This is a genomic window from Actinoallomurus sp. CA-150999, assembly GCF_050942425.1.
Lineage (GTDB): Bacteria > Actinomycetota > Actinomycetes > Streptosporangiales > Streptosporangiaceae > Actinoallomurus.
In genome coordinates this window covers 7429556-7444664 of sequence record NZ_CP192063.1, presented here as the reverse complement: position 1 = coordinate 7444664, position 15109 = coordinate 7429556, and the positions used below count along the sequence as shown (strand labels likewise).

Annotated in this window: 19 protein-coding genes and 1 pseudogene; 9 read left to right on the top strand and 11 right to left on the bottom strand. The window is 67.6% G+C overall.

What is annotated here, in order from left to right; genetic code table 11:
• Nucleotides 1–53: 53 nt before the first annotated feature.
• Entirely contained in the window at nucleotides 54–947 is an 894-nt protein-coding gene (locus ACQP2O_RS34460; RefSeq protein ID WP_433172460.1) for a helix-turn-helix domain-containing protein, read from the bottom strand.
• Between the two features lie 134 nt (nucleotides 948–1081).
• Between ACQP2O_RS34460 and ACQP2O_RS34455 the strand changes: the two genes are divergently transcribed.
• Nucleotides 1082–1741, top strand: coding sequence for an SDR family NAD(P)-dependent oxidoreductase (locus tag ACQP2O_RS34455; protein WP_433172458.1), 660 nt, complete (start codon nucleotides 1082–1084; stop codon nucleotides 1739–1741).
• A gap of 55 nt (nucleotides 1742–1796) precedes the next feature.
• Here the strand turns inward: ACQP2O_RS34455 and ACQP2O_RS34450 are convergent, their stop codons facing one another.
• Nucleotides 1797–2546 (bottom strand): MerR family transcriptional regulator, encoded by a 750-nt coding sequence (locus ACQP2O_RS34450; protein WP_433172456.1) that lies wholly within the window; start codon nucleotides 2544–2546, stop codon nucleotides 1797–1799.
• Between the two features lie 47 nt (nucleotides 2547–2593).
• Between ACQP2O_RS34450 and ACQP2O_RS34445 the strand changes: the two genes are divergently transcribed.
• Nucleotides 2594–2869 carry a hypothetical protein gene (locus ACQP2O_RS34445; RefSeq protein WP_433172454.1) on the top strand — a complete coding sequence of 92 codons (276 nt, stop codon included), beginning with the start codon at nucleotides 2594–2596 and terminating at the stop codon, nucleotides 2867–2869.
• A gap of 100 nt (nucleotides 2870–2969) precedes the next feature.
• On the opposite strand, the gene ACQP2O_RS34440 is transcribed toward ACQP2O_RS34445, so the two are convergent.
• Nucleotides 2970–4115, bottom strand: coding sequence for a DUF418 domain-containing protein (locus ACQP2O_RS34440; protein WP_433172452.1), 1146 nt, complete (start codon nucleotides 4113–4115; stop codon nucleotides 2970–2972).
• A 398-nt stretch (nucleotides 4116–4513) separates the two neighbouring features.
• Here ACQP2O_RS34440 and ACQP2O_RS34435 point away from each other — a divergent pair.
• Together ACQP2O_RS34435 and mptB are read left to right on the top strand one after the other, a co-directional pair.
• A pseudogene (locus tag ACQP2O_RS34435) lies at nucleotides 4514–4870 on the top strand (IS5/IS1182 family transposase); the annotation flags it as partial.
• Nucleotides 4871–4960: 90 nt separating this feature from the next.
• A complete protein-coding gene (gene mptB, locus ACQP2O_RS34430; protein WP_433172450.1) occupies nucleotides 4961–6406 on the top strand; it encodes a polyprenol phosphomannose-dependent alpha 1,6 mannosyltransferase MptB in 1446 nt (481 codons plus the stop codon).
• Between the two features lie 49 nt (nucleotides 6407–6455).
• Here mptB and ACQP2O_RS34425 read toward each other — a convergent pair whose 3' ends face one another.
• The 3 genes from ACQP2O_RS34425 to ACQP2O_RS34415 form a co-directional block, all read right to left on the bottom strand.
• Nucleotides 6456–6566 (bottom strand): DUF397 domain-containing protein, encoded by a 111-nt coding sequence (locus tag ACQP2O_RS34425; RefSeq protein WP_433172448.1) that lies wholly within the window; start codon nucleotides 6564–6566, stop codon nucleotides 6456–6458.
• Nucleotides 6567–6650: 84 nt separating this feature from the next.
• Entirely contained in the window at nucleotides 6651–6752 is a 102-nt protein-coding gene (locus tag ACQP2O_RS34420) for a DUF397 domain-containing protein (protein WP_433172446.1), read from the bottom strand.
• 11 nt (nucleotides 6753–6763) lie between these two features.
• Nucleotides 6764–7609: a helix-turn-helix domain-containing protein gene (locus tag ACQP2O_RS34415; RefSeq protein ID WP_433172444.1), complete on the bottom strand. Its 846-nt coding sequence runs from the start codon at nucleotides 7607–7609 to the stop codon at nucleotides 6764–6766.
• Nucleotides 7610–7912: 303 nt separating this feature from the next.
• Between ACQP2O_RS34415 and ACQP2O_RS34410 the strand changes: the two genes are divergently transcribed.
• The 3 genes from ACQP2O_RS34410 to ACQP2O_RS34400 all read left to right on the top strand — a co-directional run bounded on the left by ACQP2O_RS34410 (nucleotide 7913) and on the right by ACQP2O_RS34400 (nucleotide 9265).
• Nucleotides 7913–8326: an ATP-binding protein gene (locus ACQP2O_RS34410; RefSeq protein ID WP_433172442.1), complete on the top strand. Its 414-nt coding sequence runs from the start codon at nucleotides 7913–7915 to the stop codon at nucleotides 8324–8326.
• On the top strand, nucleotides 8323–8547 hold the full coding sequence (locus ACQP2O_RS34405) for a hypothetical protein (RefSeq protein ID WP_433172440.1): 225 nt from the start codon (nucleotides 8323–8325) through the stop codon (nucleotides 8545–8547). The genes ACQP2O_RS34410 and ACQP2O_RS34405 overlap by 4 nt, the downstream gene beginning before the upstream one ends.
• A gap of 253 nt (nucleotides 8548–8800) precedes the next feature.
• Nucleotides 8801–9265 (top strand): hypothetical protein, encoded by a 465-nt coding sequence (locus ACQP2O_RS34400; RefSeq protein WP_433172438.1) that lies wholly within the window; start codon nucleotides 8801–8803, stop codon nucleotides 9263–9265.
• A 22-nt stretch (nucleotides 9266–9287) separates the two neighbouring features.
• On the opposite strand, the gene ACQP2O_RS34395 is transcribed toward ACQP2O_RS34400, so the two are convergent.
• Nucleotides 9288–9971, bottom strand: a complete 684-nt coding sequence (locus tag ACQP2O_RS34395; RefSeq protein ID WP_433172436.1) for a maleylpyruvate isomerase family mycothiol-dependent enzyme — start codon at nucleotides 9969–9971, stop codon at nucleotides 9288–9290.
• Between the two features lie 139 nt (nucleotides 9972–10110).
• Complete coding sequence (locus ACQP2O_RS34390) at nucleotides 10111–10629, bottom strand: carboxymuconolactone decarboxylase family protein (protein WP_433172434.1); 519 nt, start codon at nucleotides 10627–10629, stop codon at nucleotides 10111–10113.
• Nucleotides 10630–10781: 152 nt separating this feature from the next.
• On the opposite strand from ACQP2O_RS34390, the gene sigJ reads away from it, so the two are divergent.
• On the top strand, nucleotides 10782–11753 hold the full coding sequence (gene sigJ, locus ACQP2O_RS34385; protein ID WP_433172432.1) for an RNA polymerase sigma factor SigJ: 972 nt from the start codon (nucleotides 10782–10784) through the stop codon (nucleotides 11751–11753).
• A gap of 68 nt (nucleotides 11754–11821) precedes the next feature.
• Here the strand turns inward: sigJ and ACQP2O_RS34380 are convergent, their stop codons facing one another.
• Nucleotides 11822–12907 carry an aldo/keto reductase gene (locus ACQP2O_RS34380; RefSeq protein ID WP_433172430.1) on the bottom strand — a complete coding sequence of 362 codons (1086 nt, stop codon included), beginning with the start codon at nucleotides 12905–12907 and terminating at the stop codon, nucleotides 11822–11824.
• A 150-nt stretch (nucleotides 12908–13057) separates the two neighbouring features.
• On the opposite strand from ACQP2O_RS34380, the gene ACQP2O_RS34375 reads away from it, so the two are divergent.
• On the top strand, nucleotides 13058–13948 hold the full coding sequence (locus ACQP2O_RS34375; RefSeq protein WP_433172428.1) for an AraC family transcriptional regulator: 891 nt from the start codon (nucleotides 13058–13060) through the stop codon (nucleotides 13946–13948).
• 32 nt (nucleotides 13949–13980) lie between these two features.
• Here ACQP2O_RS34375 and ACQP2O_RS34370 read toward each other — a convergent pair whose 3' ends face one another.
• Entirely contained in the window at nucleotides 13981–14601 is a 621-nt protein-coding gene (locus tag ACQP2O_RS34370) for a dihydrofolate reductase family protein (RefSeq protein WP_433172426.1), read from the bottom strand.
• Nucleotides 14601–15107 (bottom strand): SRPBCC family protein, encoded by a 507-nt coding sequence (locus tag ACQP2O_RS34365; RefSeq protein WP_433172424.1) that lies wholly within the window; start codon nucleotides 15105–15107, stop codon nucleotides 14601–14603. The genes ACQP2O_RS34370 and ACQP2O_RS34365 overlap by 1 nt, the downstream gene beginning before the upstream one ends.
• Between the last annotated feature and the right edge of the window lie 2 nt (nucleotides 15108–15109).

The window sequence follows — 15109 nt, the reverse complement described above, 5'->3', positions numbered from 1 at the left end:
GGGCCTGGTGTTCTGAGACGCGGACCGTGTTCTCGCCTCGCTCAGGTAAGGGATCAAACATGGCGTGAGGGCGCGCCCTGGTTCTGGTCGATGTCGTTCTCTTGGCTGGCCGCCCAGGATGCGAGGAGGGACAGGTTGTCGTGTGAGGTCGTTCCCGGTTCGGCGGTGTAGGTGATCATCGTCAGGCCGGGTTCGGCGGCCAGTTGGAGGAGGTCGTAGCGCAGATTGAGCGTGCCCACGACCGGGTGCTGGAATCGTTTGATGCCTCGTTCGTGGGCGCGCACGTCGTGGCGGGCCCACAGCTCGCGGAAGGTGTCGCTGCGGGTGGACAGCTCGCCGACGAGGTCGGTAAGGGCGCGGTCGAAGGGGTTGGCACCGGCGGCGGCGCGCAGGTGGGCGGTGAGGTCGTCGGCGACTTGGTCCCAGTCGCGCCAGAACTGGCGGGCGTGGGGGTCGAGGAAGGTGAACCGGGCGACGCTCGGCGCTTTGCGCACGTCGGTGTAGAGCACGCTGTACAGGGCGCGAGCGAGGGAATTGGTGGCGATCACATCGAGGGTGGGGCTGCGCACCAGCGCGGGGACGCCGACGAGGGCGTCGAGGACCATCTGCACCTGCGGGGCGATCGCCGCGGGCGAGGTGCGGTGGGACCGGGACGCGGCGGACCGCCGGCCGGCGCGAGCCAGGTCGATCAGGTGGGCCTGCTCGGCGGCGTCGAGTTGCAGCGCGCGGGCGATGGCGTGCAGGACGCTGTCGGAGGCGTTGCTGAGCGCGCCGCGTTCGAGCCGGATGTAGTAGTCGACGCTGAGCCCAGCCAGGGCGGCGACCTCCTCGCGGCGCAGCCCCGGCACCCGCCGCTTACGTCCCGCCACGGGCAGCCCGACCGACTGGGGGCTGATCCGCGCCCGGCGGGAAACCAGGAACTCCTGAATCTGGCGGCGACGGTCCATGCCTTCCACGGTATGCGCAGGTGAGACGGTTAAGGAGGACTTGCCAGTACCCCCTTAACACGTCCTGCCGCACCGTCGGCAGTGCTGGTTGCCTTGAAACCATGACCTCCCATCCCATCGAAGAAAGGATTGCCATGGCCCTCGGAACCGCAGTAATCGTCGGCGTCGGACCTGGCATCGGCCTCGCGCTCGCACGCACATTCGCCAATGCTGGACACCCGGTCGCCATGCTCGCCCGCGACAAGGCGAGGCTGGACGCCTACGCCACCGAGCTTGCCTCCACTGGCCAGGACGTCCGCGGCTACGTCGCGGACGCCGCGGACCCCGCCAACCTGCGCGCCGCTCTCGACTCCGCGATCACCGAGCTGGGCGCTCCCGACGTGCTCGTGTACAACGTCGGGGTGCTCCGCCGGGACTCGCCCATCGGCGGTGACGACCAGGACTGGGCCAACGTCACGGCCATGAATGTCCTGGGCGCCAGGGTCGCGGCCGACGCCGTCCTGCCCAAGCTGCGTGATGGTCGCGGGAGCCTCCTGTTCACCGGCGGCGGCTACGCGCTGTCCCCCTCCAAGGACTTCGCATCCCTGTCCGTCGGTAAGGCCGCGCTGCGCGCGTACGTGCAAGTACTTCACGACCAACTGGCGGGAACGGGCGTGCACGCGACCAGCGTCACGATCACGAAGGAGATCGGCGGCGGCGAAGCGCGCTTCGACCCGGCAGTGCTCGCCCAGGCATACCTCGAACTGCACAACCAGCCCGAGACCGAATGGCAGCACGAGCTGCTGCGTTACTGAACCCTCCTGTCGCCGGCTCCGCGCTGAAGGGCTCCATATCGTCGACGTGGAGCCCTCAGGGGTAGAGCTGTTGGCGGACCAGGATGTCGAGCCGCTGCCATGCCGGTGATGAGGCATTGACGGTCCCTTGGATCAGGGCGGGGATGTCGGAGCCGGTGTCCTGCCCTGGCAGGCTGTCGAGGTCATATCGGTCTCGGGTGGCGTCGGCCATGCGACCTGCCAATTCCTCGATGAAGGGGTCGTGAGGGTCGAGGTCGTAGGCGCGGTCGTAGTCGAGGAAGATCTGCCGTAGGGCGGGGTCGGCGACGGATTGTGCCTGGTCGTGGAGCAACTCGGTCGCCGTCTCCGGGTGGGCGGCGAAGACGAGGACCCACAGGTCGGCCTGGAGCTCCACCCAGCGGCCGCTGAATCCGAACTCGCGCAGCCGGTCGAGGTGGGCGCTGACTCCAGGGGGCAGCAGGTCGGCGTCGCCGGCCGCGAGACGTCGCAGCCGTTTCTGGGTGCGGCGGAGGCTGCGGATGCGGGCCGTGAGGTCGGCGTCGGCGTCGTGGAGGGCCTGGCGGAGGTCCGCGTCGGGGGCGGCGCGGAGCTCCCGGACGCGGGCGAGGGGCACTCCTGCCTCGGCGAGGGTACGGATCTTGATGAGGTCGATGGCGTGCCGGGCGGTGTAGCGCCGGTAGCCGGAGGAGTCGCGTTCGGGCTCGGGCAGCAGTCCCTTGGCGTGGTAGACCCGGATCGTCTTGATCGTCACACCTGCGTACCGGGCGAGCTGGCCGATGGTGATCACCTGCTCATACTCCCGCACTTGACCTTGCCCTAAGGGCAAGGTCCCAGCATGGAGGCATGGTAGGCATGACCCCGGATCGGGACACTCTGCGCGCGTTGGCCGACGAGGGCAACGAGCAGGCCTTGGATCGGCTGGCGGACCTGGCCGATGTCCGCGATGACCTGGACGAGCTGAACGAACTGCTGGACGAGGGCTGCGAACGGGCGGGACACCTGCTCACCCGCCGTGCGGTCGCGGCTGGAGACCTGCGCGAGCTGCAGCGGCTGTGGGACGCCGGTTCGGAGGAAGCCGGCGAGGAACTAAAGCGGATCCTGTTCACTCCGATCGGGCCCGAGGACTGACCGTGATTATGAAGGTGAGGATCGGCCAGCGCGGTGCGGGTCTTGCCGCTGTCTCACCCATCAATGTGCCCTAAAAACGATTTCCAGGCGTACGGTCACCCTAGTCCCCAGACTTGGAGCCTGCCCTCATTGCCGGGAGTCTCGCCAGTGTAATCGCACGTAGGAGCCACTCGACAGGACCGTAAATGTTACCGGTAAGCCATTTCTTGCTCAGCCACAATTGCGCGCCGAAGATGGCCACGGCCAACAGGAGGGCACCCAGCGGTGAGACATGGCCGGCTAGGCGGAATCCGTACGCTGTGAACAGAACAGCGCAGATCAGGGATTGGCTCAGATAGTTGGTGAGTGCCATCCGGCCTGCAGGCGCGAGGGCGGCCATGACGCGACTGCCAGGCTCTGTCTGAAAGAAGCGCAACGCTGTTGCCATGTACGCGGCTGCCAGGAAAGGGCCGGTCAGCATCGTCATTGCGACCGGGGTGAGATCGCTGCCACTTACAGCGCTGCCGCTGCTGGCCAGGTAAAACGCTCCCGCCAGTCCGACCGGAAAGCCTACCCACTGGATGCGCCGCAGACTTCGGCCGTGTTCCTTGATGCGGGCCAGCACTTGGCGCTTGCCCGCAGCAAAACCAACAAGAAACGCGGCGAAGGAGCTGAGACCCTGCACCACCAGTGTCGCCGCCATAAGGGGCAGAATATGAATATTGCTGGTGATGAAGCTCGCGGGGCTGTTTCGCATAGCAGTCGTGGTCCGATGGCCCTCCGCGAGTGCGGCGACCGGATCGCTCGCAGCCGCGCCGTCGGCGAGCAGGAGTGTGACCACCACCATCCCGACGAGCGCGCCGGCCACAATCAGAGCGGTTCGGGGCTTGATGCCCCGCAAGGCGAAGAGGACCAGCCCAAGCACCGCGTAGCAGGAAAGGATATCGCCGTAGAAGAGCAGCACGGCATGGACAAAGCCCAGCGTCAGAAGCCCCGCAAGACGACGCAGGATGCGCGGGGTGAATACCGCTCCCTGACGGGCCGCCGAATCCATCTGGAGCGTGAAGCTGTATCCGAAGAGAAAAGAAAAGATCAGATAGAACTTCATCTCAAACACAAAGGCGATTAGCCAGCGTACAGCCTTGTCTTCGCCCGAAGTATAAGCCGGATCCACGGCGCCATGTATCGGGTACCCTGAAGCAAAGTACGCGATATTGACGACCATGATGCCCAATAGGGCAAATCCGCGCAAGGCGTCGACATTCAATATCCGCGACGGTGTTGATGTCGCCGCAGTGGGCGACCGAGAGCTTACGTCAAATCTTTGCATCTTCCTTATCCTGCACGTTAACTAATTATTTCGTCTTTACGTCCGGTGGGTCGCCAATTCGGGCGCCTGATATGCGTACCCGGCTAATCGGTGCGGCGGCACCGAGTTGATACCATCAGCGCGGTTCTGAAGCGCCTGGACGGCCGAGGGCCGCCTAGGCATGCGGAGGTTGCGGCCGTGAGGGCGGCGCCGGCGCACGTCGCCGCGACTTGGGCGTTTCGCTTGCCCGTAGGTGACTCCATGCGGACGAGGCTATGGTTCGGAACAGCCGTCACCCAGCCGGTTAGGTCTACGCGAGAGGGTGTACCCAGCCCCCTTTTCGAGGTTCGGCCACCCCGACCCTGCAGGCCGCCAGGGAGCAGGTCGGACAGCTACCCGAGCAGATCAACATCAATCTCGACCGCAGCTACGACAGCGGCAAGACCCGCACCGCGCCGGCCGAGTAGGGCTTCACCGGCGAGATCACCCGCAAGGGCGTGCCCGCACCCGTCCAGGCCGGCGAACGCTCGGTGGTCGAACGCAGCCACGCGTGGATGAACGGCTTCGAAAAGCTACGGCGCTGCGCCGAAAGACGCAGCCGCGTCATCGACCTCTACCTCTCCGCGGCCATCGTCACGTTCCGCATGCTCATCCGCCGTGCGACCGCGCTCTACCGCTGGGACGACCGCCCCACCATCAAGAGACTCAAATGACGCCTACTGCCGGGCGCTCTTAAGACGTTCGGTCCCGGCCGCCTTTTCCTCGGGCCTGGTTCATGTGGCGCCCGTATCGTGCCTCGTCTGATGATGGATCCCAAGACCTCACGGGTCCTGCGTGTTCTCCCAATTCTCACGATCACCGGATTCTGCGTCAGCATCGCGTTCATGGCGCTGGCCGGCCTGTGCCGGTTCCCCGCGACCGTTCCGCCGCTCGACGGCGACGGTCTCTTCCCGCGGCTCCGCTGGACACCCGACTCGGACCTTTGGGTCACGGGCATCCTGTGGACCGCGATGATCAGCGGGGTGATCAGCCTCACCGCCGGGCTGCTGGCCGTACGCCAGGGCTGGCGGCCACGCCCGGGCCGGCTCGTGGCCGTCGGATCGCTCGCGATCGCGGTGCTGGTGATCGCCCCGCCGATGGGGACGACCGACACGATGGACTACGTCGTGTACGGCCGGATGGCGGCACTGGGCTACAACCCGCACGTCATGACGCCCCGGCAGTTCCGTGCGCAGGGGGACCCGGTGGGCGCGCTCGCGCCGGAACCGTGGCAGGACATCCCGTCGGTGTACGGACCGCTGGCGACAGCGACCGAATGGGCGGCATCGGAGATGCCGGGCGGCTCGGCGACCTCGACGGTGTTCTGGCTGAAGATCTGGAACGCCCTGGCGTTCCTCGCGGCGGCGCTCGCGCTCGACCGGCTCGCGGGCCCGGACCGGTCGCGGCGGGTCCGCGTACACCTGCTGTGGACGCTCAACCCGCTCATGCTGTGGGCGCTGATCGGCGGGGCGCACGTCGACGGCCTCGCGGTCGGCTTCGCGGTGGCCGGCCTCGCGGTGGCCGGCCCGGCGATCCTCCGAAGCGGCCTCGCCGGCCTGCTACTCGGCGCCGCCGCCGCGGTGAAGGCGCCCTATCTTCTGCTCGGCGCCGGAGCGGCCTGGGCCGTACGACGCGCGCCGCGCTCCCTGCTCGCTCTCGGCGTGGGCGCGACCACCATCCTCGTCGCCGGGTACGCGGTGATCGGCACCGCCGGGATCACGGCGACGACCCGGCGGAGCGAGTCGCCGTCGTGGAACACGCCGTGGCAGCTGCTCATCCCGCTCATCGGCCGGCTTCCGTCATGGCTGTCGCTCGCGTCCCTCGTGCTCGCCGTCGCGGTCGCAGCCCTTCTCCTGCGCACCCGCCCGTACGATCTGGGCAAGGGGGCCGCCTGGCTGGGGACCGCGCTGGCGATCTGCACGGCATGGGTCGTCACCACGCCGGTTTACTATCCCTGGTACGAGGCGCTGGTCTTCCCGCTCGTCGCGCTGTACCCGGCGACCCGACTGGACTGGATCCAGCTCGCCCGTGCCCTGGTCGCGACCCTCGGCTGCCTGCCAGGCGTCGCCTTCCGGCTCGGCGACCCCTGGCTGCGCTCCGCGATGATGCACGGGCCCCTGCCGTACCTGGTGCCCGTCGCGCTCCTCATCCTCGTCCTCGCCCTGGTCGGCGAGGCAGCGCTCCGCCGCACTGCTCGCGACGTCCTCTAACGCAGAACGCCCCAGCGACAGCACGCTGAGGCGTTCGGTTTCCCGTAGGTCAGCGCTTGATCTGCTCCTGGACGGTGACGATGGCGATTTCCACGCAGTTGCCATCTCCCTCTTGGGAACGGGAGGACTTGCGCCAGTCGGTGGCCGAGGGTTGGGACAAGGTTCTGCCCTCTCATAGCTGTTGGTCGATGATCCGCTTCAGGTAGTCGACGGACTCGCTGATCGCGAGTTCGCACGCAGCCAGCTAGGCGCTTGTGGCGTTGGTGACGATTCTGACCTCGACGCAGTTGCCTGACCCGCTGCCGGAACGGCTGCTCTTGCGCCAGTCGGTGGAGGATTGGAACACGCTGTGCTACCTCATTCAGTCTTCTTCACCAACCGCCTGAGCCAGGCGATCGATTCATCTGGCCCGAGCGCCGTCTCGCACAGCTGCTGGAAGATGGTCCGTCGTTCCGCAACCTCGGCGGCGCCTTCCACGTAGGTGGAGCCCGGCCGTGCCTCGCGGTAGACCAGGCTTGGATCCTCCTCATAATCCAGGATTACGAACGGGCCGTGAAGTCCCGGATGTGGCGGTACGTCCGTCGGTAGAACCTGGACGACGACGTGGTCCATACGCTCGGTGTCGATGAGTCGCTGAAGCTGCTCGACTTTGGCCTCGTACGATCCGAAGGAGCGTGTTAGGGCGTTCTCGTCGATGATTGCCCAGAGCTTCGGTGGGTTCGTAGCGGCCAGAATCTTCTGCCGCTCGACACGCAGCCGGACCAGGCTCTCGATCTCCTCATGGTCCGTTGTCAGCCAGCCGTGCTGGATCGCACGGGCGTACTCCGGCGTCTGGAGCAGGCCCGGGATGACGGCGAGCTCGTACGTGCTGATCTTTGAGGCTTCGGCCTCGAACTCGACGTAGTTGTCATCAAGCGGGCCGTATGCGGTCCACCAGCCGCGCTGGCGAGCCTGCCTGGTCAGGTCGAACAGCGCTTCGCGAAGGGCATTGTCGGTCACGTCATAGGTGTCCAGGAGCACCCGGATGTCGGTGACGCGAGGCCGGACGGTCAACGCCCGCTCCAGCTTGTTCACCTTGCCGTTCGCCCACTCGAGCCGACGGTTGACCTCGTCGGCGGTCATGCGCGCTTCCTCGCGGAGCTTCCGGAGTTCCCTGGCGAGCCGACGGCGGCGCACCGTCGGGCTGTGCCTGGCGTCGGCCATCTCGTCGTCCCTCTCACGCGCACAGATTCCTTGTGGCGGTCACTGATCGTAGAGCGTTCGTCGCAGAATCGGACATCAATACACGAATCTCTAATAGATCTTGACTAATCGCATCAACCTAATTGCGAATTAGCTAATAGGCAGAGCATAGTGAAGCGCACCGTAGCCGTGGACCTACGTTGGGTAGCGATCCACTCCCACCTCCGGGGGCCCTCCATGACGCAACACCTGCCGTCACCGAAAAGATCGGGGCGCGTCGCATGCGCCTTCGCTCCAGGCCCGGACTGGGTCGAGATCCAGCCGATGCCCGAAGCCGTCGCCCTGGCTCGGTGCACCGCCCGACGGTCGCTGACCCCTGCTGATCCGGACTTCGTCTACAACGTCGAGCTGGTGACCTCAGAGCTGGTTACCAATGCCATCCGGTGCGTCCGGACACTGGAGGAGCCAGCGTCCAGCGTCGAGCCGGGCATCTGGCTCGCCGTCGAGGCGCACGCGCGGTGGGCTCGCCTGCGGGTCCGCGACCCCTATCCCGGCGTACTCCCGACGAAGAAGCAGCCGGATCCCACCGACACGAACGGGCGAGGCATGCTGATCAGCGAGGCCGTGGCCGACCTCGTCTGGGTCGAGGTCGGCGACATGGACAAAGTCGTCCACGCCGTCCTGGCCAAGCCCGGCGTGACCCTGACCCCGGCCGAGATCGCGGGGTTCGGCCGATGACCGGTCCCGACGCGGTCCCGATGATCCCGGGGTTCACCGTGCAGGAGGACCCGCTGACGGGGGAGTGGGTCGCCGTCTCCGCTTCCGGAAAGTACAAGATTCGCGGTCGCACCCAGCGTGAGCTGGAGGAACGCCGCTGGGTGCTGTACGGCCAGGTGCTGGTCGAGTTCCGGCAGGCCATCGCCGAGACCTGGCCGCGCCCGACCCCGCCGCAGCGATAACACCCTGCGCGGCCGTCGCCTGCGAATGGACTCCCTCCGTACGCGACGGAGGGTCACGGTGAGGACACAGAAGGGAGGTGAGTTTGTGAACGAAGCGGTGTGGCGCAAGGCCATGCGTCGGTGCGGCGATTATACCGGCGACGACGGTGAGGCCTGCGTCGAGATCGCCGTCATCGGCATGCCGTGAGTGAAAGGGCGTCCCCCCGAAAGGGAGTCGGGGGGACGCCCCCCACGAGGATAAGGACGATCACTGGTGCACTTCCACGGATACCTGTATCGCGGCCCCGGCGAGGCGATCAAACCGTTCGATGACGCGCGACGAGCCGGCACCGCCGAGTTCCAGACCGCCACCGTCCCACCCGAGGCGACCAGCGCCTGGCTCGCCAGGCCCGCTCGAATGATCCAGGGAACCTGGGACGACCCCGCCGACGCGGTGACCTGGCTGTCGCAGCAGCACACCGAAATCGCCGGCTCCCGGATGCATCTCGAACAGCAGCGGGAGGCCCCACCCCTGGAGGCGATGACCTCCAACGCCCTGGACGCATTAACCCGGGGCAACGACGTCGTCTGGGCCTGGTGGCTCCGCGGCGGCAACTTCGTCGACCTGACCGTGGCCTGCTGCCCGAATCGTGACGGCGATGGGCGCTGCCCGATCGGCAGGGCTGATTCACGGCCAGAAGCCGCAAGCCGACGCCCCGGTGAGTCATCGGCCGGCTGAGCGGCTCCACGCGCCAAGGCTCTCAGCCGAGGCTCAGCCAGCGGATGCCCGCGCGCTCTGCCTCGGCGGTCTCCGCGTCGGTCATCGGCTCCCGGCCGGTGGCCTTGCACAGGAACGTCACCTGATCCCAGCCCAGGCGGCGTACTTCTTCGAGCCCGCGAGGCCCAAGGAGCAAGCGGGTGAGGAGATCGCCGGCGGGCTCGGTCAGCCAGGGCCGACGTCCGACCGCGAGGGCGAGGTCCATGCCGTGTACGGCCAGTTCGACCACGCGCGTGACCAGGAAGTCGGTCAGCAGCATGGGGTCACCGTGACGCGTACGGACCACGCGGTCGTCAGGCTCCGTCTCGCACAGGCGGGCCGCCGTTGTCCAGATGTCGTCGAACTCCGGAACGATGTCGTTCCCACTGGGCACCTGCGCCGCGCGCTCGCGGGCCAGTTCGACACGCCGATCGTTGGTCTCAGGTGAGAAACGAGCATCGTGCCGGTAGTAGTCGACGGCGGAGACCGTCGCCTGCGGCGGGGCATCTCCGTCCAGCATGCCCGGCAGCCAGGCGATGGCGACCATCACGTGGCCGAGTAGCTCCCGTACCGTCCACGGTTCGCACGCCGTCGGCCGCGACCACTCATCCTCGCCCAGCGTGCGCATCGCCGCCGAAAGCCGCTCCGCCTCCGCGTTGAACGCCTCCATCACTTGATGACGTTGCATTCGCCGAACGCTACCCGGCCGGCCCTCGCCCCAGTCATCCGCCATCCGGCGGCGACGGCCCCGGCGCCTGCCGGGGCCGTCGGTACGAACCGTCAGAGGATGTTTCGTAGCGGTAGGCGGTCCAGTCGATACCGTGGCGTTACTTGCTGTAGTTCTTGCCGATAGGCCGCCCGGGGATCGGCTTGCCGATGAGAGCGACCGGGGCGAACAAGCAGAAGTGGCCGATCGCCATGGTGAGCGTCCAGAGCGCCTCGTCGTCGTAGAGCGCGGATGCCCTGGCGAATAGCTCGTCGGAGACGCGCTCCCCGAATGGGTTCGGGGTGAGGACGGCCACCACGAGTTCCAGTGCGACCCGTTCGGCGTCGGTGAAGTAGGGGGCGTCCTGCCATGTCGCCACGGCGGTGATGCGCTTCTCGGTTTCCCCGGCTTTGCGGAGGTTGTCGGTCAACGAGATGGCGTGGTAGGTGCTGCCGATTATCTGTGCGGCGCGGAGCAGCATCAGGCTGATGGTGGTCTGCGGAACCGGCCCGTTCCGGACGGCGTTACGCACGGCTCCGGAGAGTTTTGCCATCTCGGGGATGAGCTGGGTGAGGTCGGGCAGACGCGACTGGATGCCGTCCTGCTCCGTCGTCGTGTCGGTCGTCGTTGGCGTCGACATGGCGAGGTCTTCCTTTCCGCGTGCTGGATGGTGTTTCACCGGTCCGACAACACGGGCGCTCGGAATGTCAGGCGGGGCGCCAACGTCACGTTTACGACCGCTGTCTTGTCGAACTGGTGAGGACAGACGCGACCGAGGGAGCCGGCGACACCATGACCACCCCATCCGAGCCGGGAGACGGCCGACCCGACCCGAGGCTGAGCGCGATCATGAGCGAGCGGCGTCAGCTGGTCAACCTCACCTACCGGCTCCTCGGCTCCCTCGCCGAAGCCGAGGATGCCGTGCAGGAGACCTACGCCCGCTGGTACACCCTGTCCTCAGGGCAGCGGCAAGCCATCGAATCCCCCGGCGCCTGGCTGACCAAGGTCGCCGGCCGCATCTGCCTCAACCTGCTCAAGTCGGCACGAGCCCGACGGGAGAACTACGTCGGCGACTGGATCCCCGAGCCCCTACCCGAACCCGCGGAGTGGCCAGGCGGTCGGGCGGGCGGCACCACCATCGACCCGGCCGACCGCGTCACCCTCGACGAGTCGGTCAACATGGCCTTCCTCGTCGTCCTCGAATCGATGACCCCGGCCGAACGTGTCGCCTTCATCCTCCACGACGTCTTCCGCTACCCCTTCGCCGAAGTCGCCGACATCGTCGGCCGCACACCGGCGGCCTGCCGCCAGCTGGCCTCATCGGCCCGCCGGCGCATCCGCACTTCGCAGACACCCGTGCCCCCGACCGCCCGGCAGGCCGCCATCGTCAGGAACTTCAAGCAGGCATGGGAAGCCAAGGACATCGACGCCCTCATCGGCCTCCTCGACCCGGGTGTCACGGCAACCGGCGACAGCGGCGGCCTCGCCACCACCGTGCGCCGCCCGGTCGAAGGGCCCGAGCAGATCGCGCGCGGCCTCGTCGATCTCGTCGGCAGGCTGGCCGACCTGACGATCCTGGAGCGTACCGTCAACGGTCGGCCCGGTCTGGTCGCCCAGCAGGACGGCGTCACCGTGACCGTGTACGCGTTCGACATCGCAGGCGACTGGATCACGCGCATCTGGGCCGTACGCAACCCCGAGAAGCTCCGGCGGTGGACGGTGGGCCCCAGCATTTCCGCTGTCCGTCGGCACCACACCATGTGACGTCCGAGCCGAGACCGCCCTTAGGGGCCGGGTTCACCCGGGCGATCCACCGGTCGGGGAGACGGCGATCAGTAGATCGTTCCGGGTGCGGTGAGCAGGGGTGACGGCGGGGTTGGCCGCCCGTCCACCGTGGTGCCGCCGTTCTGGGCCACCGGGGCGAGCGTGGCGTTGTTCTCGGCGGGGAAGTTCAAACGCGGAGCGGAGATCTCGTCGAGCCGGTTTCGGTGGTCCGGGTTCAAGGTGAGCTCAAGGGCCGCGAGGTTGGTCTCGAACTGGTCGAGGCGACGGGCTCCGAGCAGGGTGGACGTGATGCCGGGGCGGGTGAGCACCCACGACAGCGCCACCGTGGCCGCGCTCACGCCGAGGTCGGCTGCGATCTCGTTGACGACGTCGATCACGCGGTAGTCATCCTCGCTCGGCGCGCCGACCAGGGCGGCCCGGGTCGTGTCGACGGTGCCCGCCCCGGCCGTGCTGGAGTACTTGCCGGACAGGAAGCCGTTCTTGAGCGGGCCCCAGGGTAGAACGCCCATGCCCATCGCCTGCGCCATCGAGATGAGTTCGCCTTCGGCCGTGCGTTCCAGCAGCGAGTACTCGAGCTGGAGCGCGACGATGGGGGCCCATCCGCGGAACCGGGCGATGGTGGCCGCTTCCGCGGTCGCCCATGCCGGTACATCGGAGAAACCGATGTACCGGACCTTCCCGGCGGTGACGAGGTCGTCGAGTGCCCGCAGGGTCTCCTCCATCGGCGTTACGGGGTCGAAGTTGTGCAGCCAGTAGATGTCGACGTAGTCGGTGCGCAGCCGGCGCAGCGAGTTCTCCAGTTGCTGGACGACCGCCTTGCGGCCCGGGCCGCCGCCGTTGGGGTCGCCGAGGTAGAGGTTCCAGAAGAACTTGGTGCCGAGCACGATCCGATCACGTACCCCCGGATTCGCGGTGAGATAGTCGCCGATGATCACCTCCGAGTGGCCGTTGGTGTAGACGTTGGCCGTGTCGACGGAGTTGCCACCCCGGTCGAGGTAGGCGGCCAGGATCCGGTGCGACTCGGCAGGGTCGCTGCCGAAGCCGTGATCTTCTCCGAATGTCATCGTGCCCAGGGTGAACGGGCTGATCCGCAGACCGCTGCGGCCGAGGGTGACGTACGACGTCAGTGGCATGGACCTCTCCGGACGGAATCGCTGTCGCTGTCGTTTCCATCTCACCTGCTCCCCGGTCGACGTCCTAGAATGATTCACCCAGGTCCTTGCATGATTCGCGCATCTACGCGCCGATGGTGATACGCGCCCCGGTCGTGGTTGACTTGGCGAATGTCCGACCTGGCGGAGCTGAGGGCACGGATCACCCGGCTGACGGCGGGCCACCACCGGCCGCGGTGGATCGACGACATCTACGTCTTCGCCACGGCCACGACGACGCGGCCGCTGGGCACCGTCGCCAAACCTGTCCTCGCGCTCGTCGCCCAGGGCGCGAAACGGTCGATGCTCGGCGACCAGGTCTTCGACTACCGGGCCGGCCAGTTCCTCGTCGTGACCGTCGACCTGCCGCTCACATCGCAGATCACGCAGGCCAGCGCCGACGAGCCGTTCCTCGCCTTCGGCCTTCCGCTCGAGCCGTCGACCATCGCCCAACTGCTGCTCCACGGCAGGCCGCCGGCCGCGCCGGTGCCGGACGGGCCGGCACTGTCGGTGAGCACCGCGACACCGGAACTGCTCGACGCCGTCGTGCGCCTGCTGCGCCTGGCCGACTCTCCCGGCGACCAACGGGTTCTCGCTCCCGCGGCGAAGATGGAGATCCACTGGCGGCTGCTGACCGGCCCGCAGGGCGGACTCGTCCGGCAGATCGGGACCGCGGACGGCCGGCTCGCTCTGGTGGCTCGCGCGATCGCCTGGATCGACAGTCGCTACGACGAGGTGATCAGGATCGATGACCTTGCCGCGGATGTCGGACTGAGCGTGTCCTCCCTCAACCGGCACTTCCGTGCGGTCACGTCGATGAGCCCGCTGCAGTACCAGAAGCAGTTGCGCCTGCAACGGGCCCGGCTCCGGTTGCTGGCCGATCCCACCGACATCGCCGGTGCCGGACACGCCGTCGGGTACACCAGCGCGTCCCAGTTCAGCCGGGAGTACCGTCGCCTGTTCGGCATGCCGCCCAGCGAGGACGCACTGCGCCTGCAAAGCGATCCCGTCGTCGTCGAGTGACTCCGAAGATCACAGGCGTGTACGCCGTGCGCCTACCGCTCGTGGACGGTGTAGGTCAGGTGGGTCACCCGCTGCGTCGGCTCCGCGCGGACCGGCCTCAGGGCCACGCGGCCCGCGTCCACGCCCTCGAACAGGCGGATTCCGGAGCCGAACAGCACGGGTGAGAGCGCGATCGTGAACTCGTCGATCAGGCCGGCGTTCACGTACTCCAGGATCGTCGCGCCGCCGCCGGCGATGCGGACGTCCCGGTCGCCGGCGGCCTCGCGGGCCTGGTCGAGCGCGGACTCGATGCCGTCGTTGACGAAGTGGAACGTGGTCCCACCCGGCCGCTCCCAGGGGTCACGCTTCTCGTGCGTCACGACGAAGACCGGCGTGTGGAACGGCGCCTCCTCCGGCCACATCTGCTCGCCGGCGTCGAACATGCGCTTGCCCATCACGCTCGCGCCCGTGCGCTCGAACGTCTCCCGCACGATGTCGTTGTCGCGCCCTTCCTCACCGCCCTCGCCGAGCTTCAGGTTCTCCCGGAAGAACCGCTGCGGGAATATCCACGCCTGCAGTTCCGCCCACTGCTGCCCCATCAAGTCCCCGACGGACGCGGGCGCGATGAACCCGTCCAGCGACATCGACACACTGAAGAACACTTTCCCGGCCATCAGCGGCCCTCCTTCTCCTGGATGATCTCGGCGACGTAGGCCGCCAGGTTGCTCAGCGTCTGCTCGCCGCCCTCGATCGCGTGGTACTTCTCGACCACCTCGTCGCGCAGCTCCTTGGTGGGGAACACCGTGCGCATCTCGATCCGGGTCGCCGCACCGTCGGTCTCGAACGTCAAGACCGACTCGAAGGCGTTCGGGTCGCCGCGGGACTCACCGTGCAGCAGCTCGATCCGCTCCGGCGGGGCGATCTCGGTCCAGGCGATCCACTCGGTGTAGTCCGTCCCGTCCGGTCCGTGCATCACGAAGTCCCACTCCCCGCCGACGCGGAACTCGAACGCCCGCGTGGTGGTGGTGAACCCCTCCGGCCCCCACCACCGCGACAGGTGCCGCACCTCGGTGAACGCCTCGAACACCAGCTCCCGCGGGGCGTCGATGACCCGGGAGATCACGATCTCGCGGTCGGCCGTCGCGGACTGCGCCGGCACTCCTCGTCCCATCGCGCTCATCA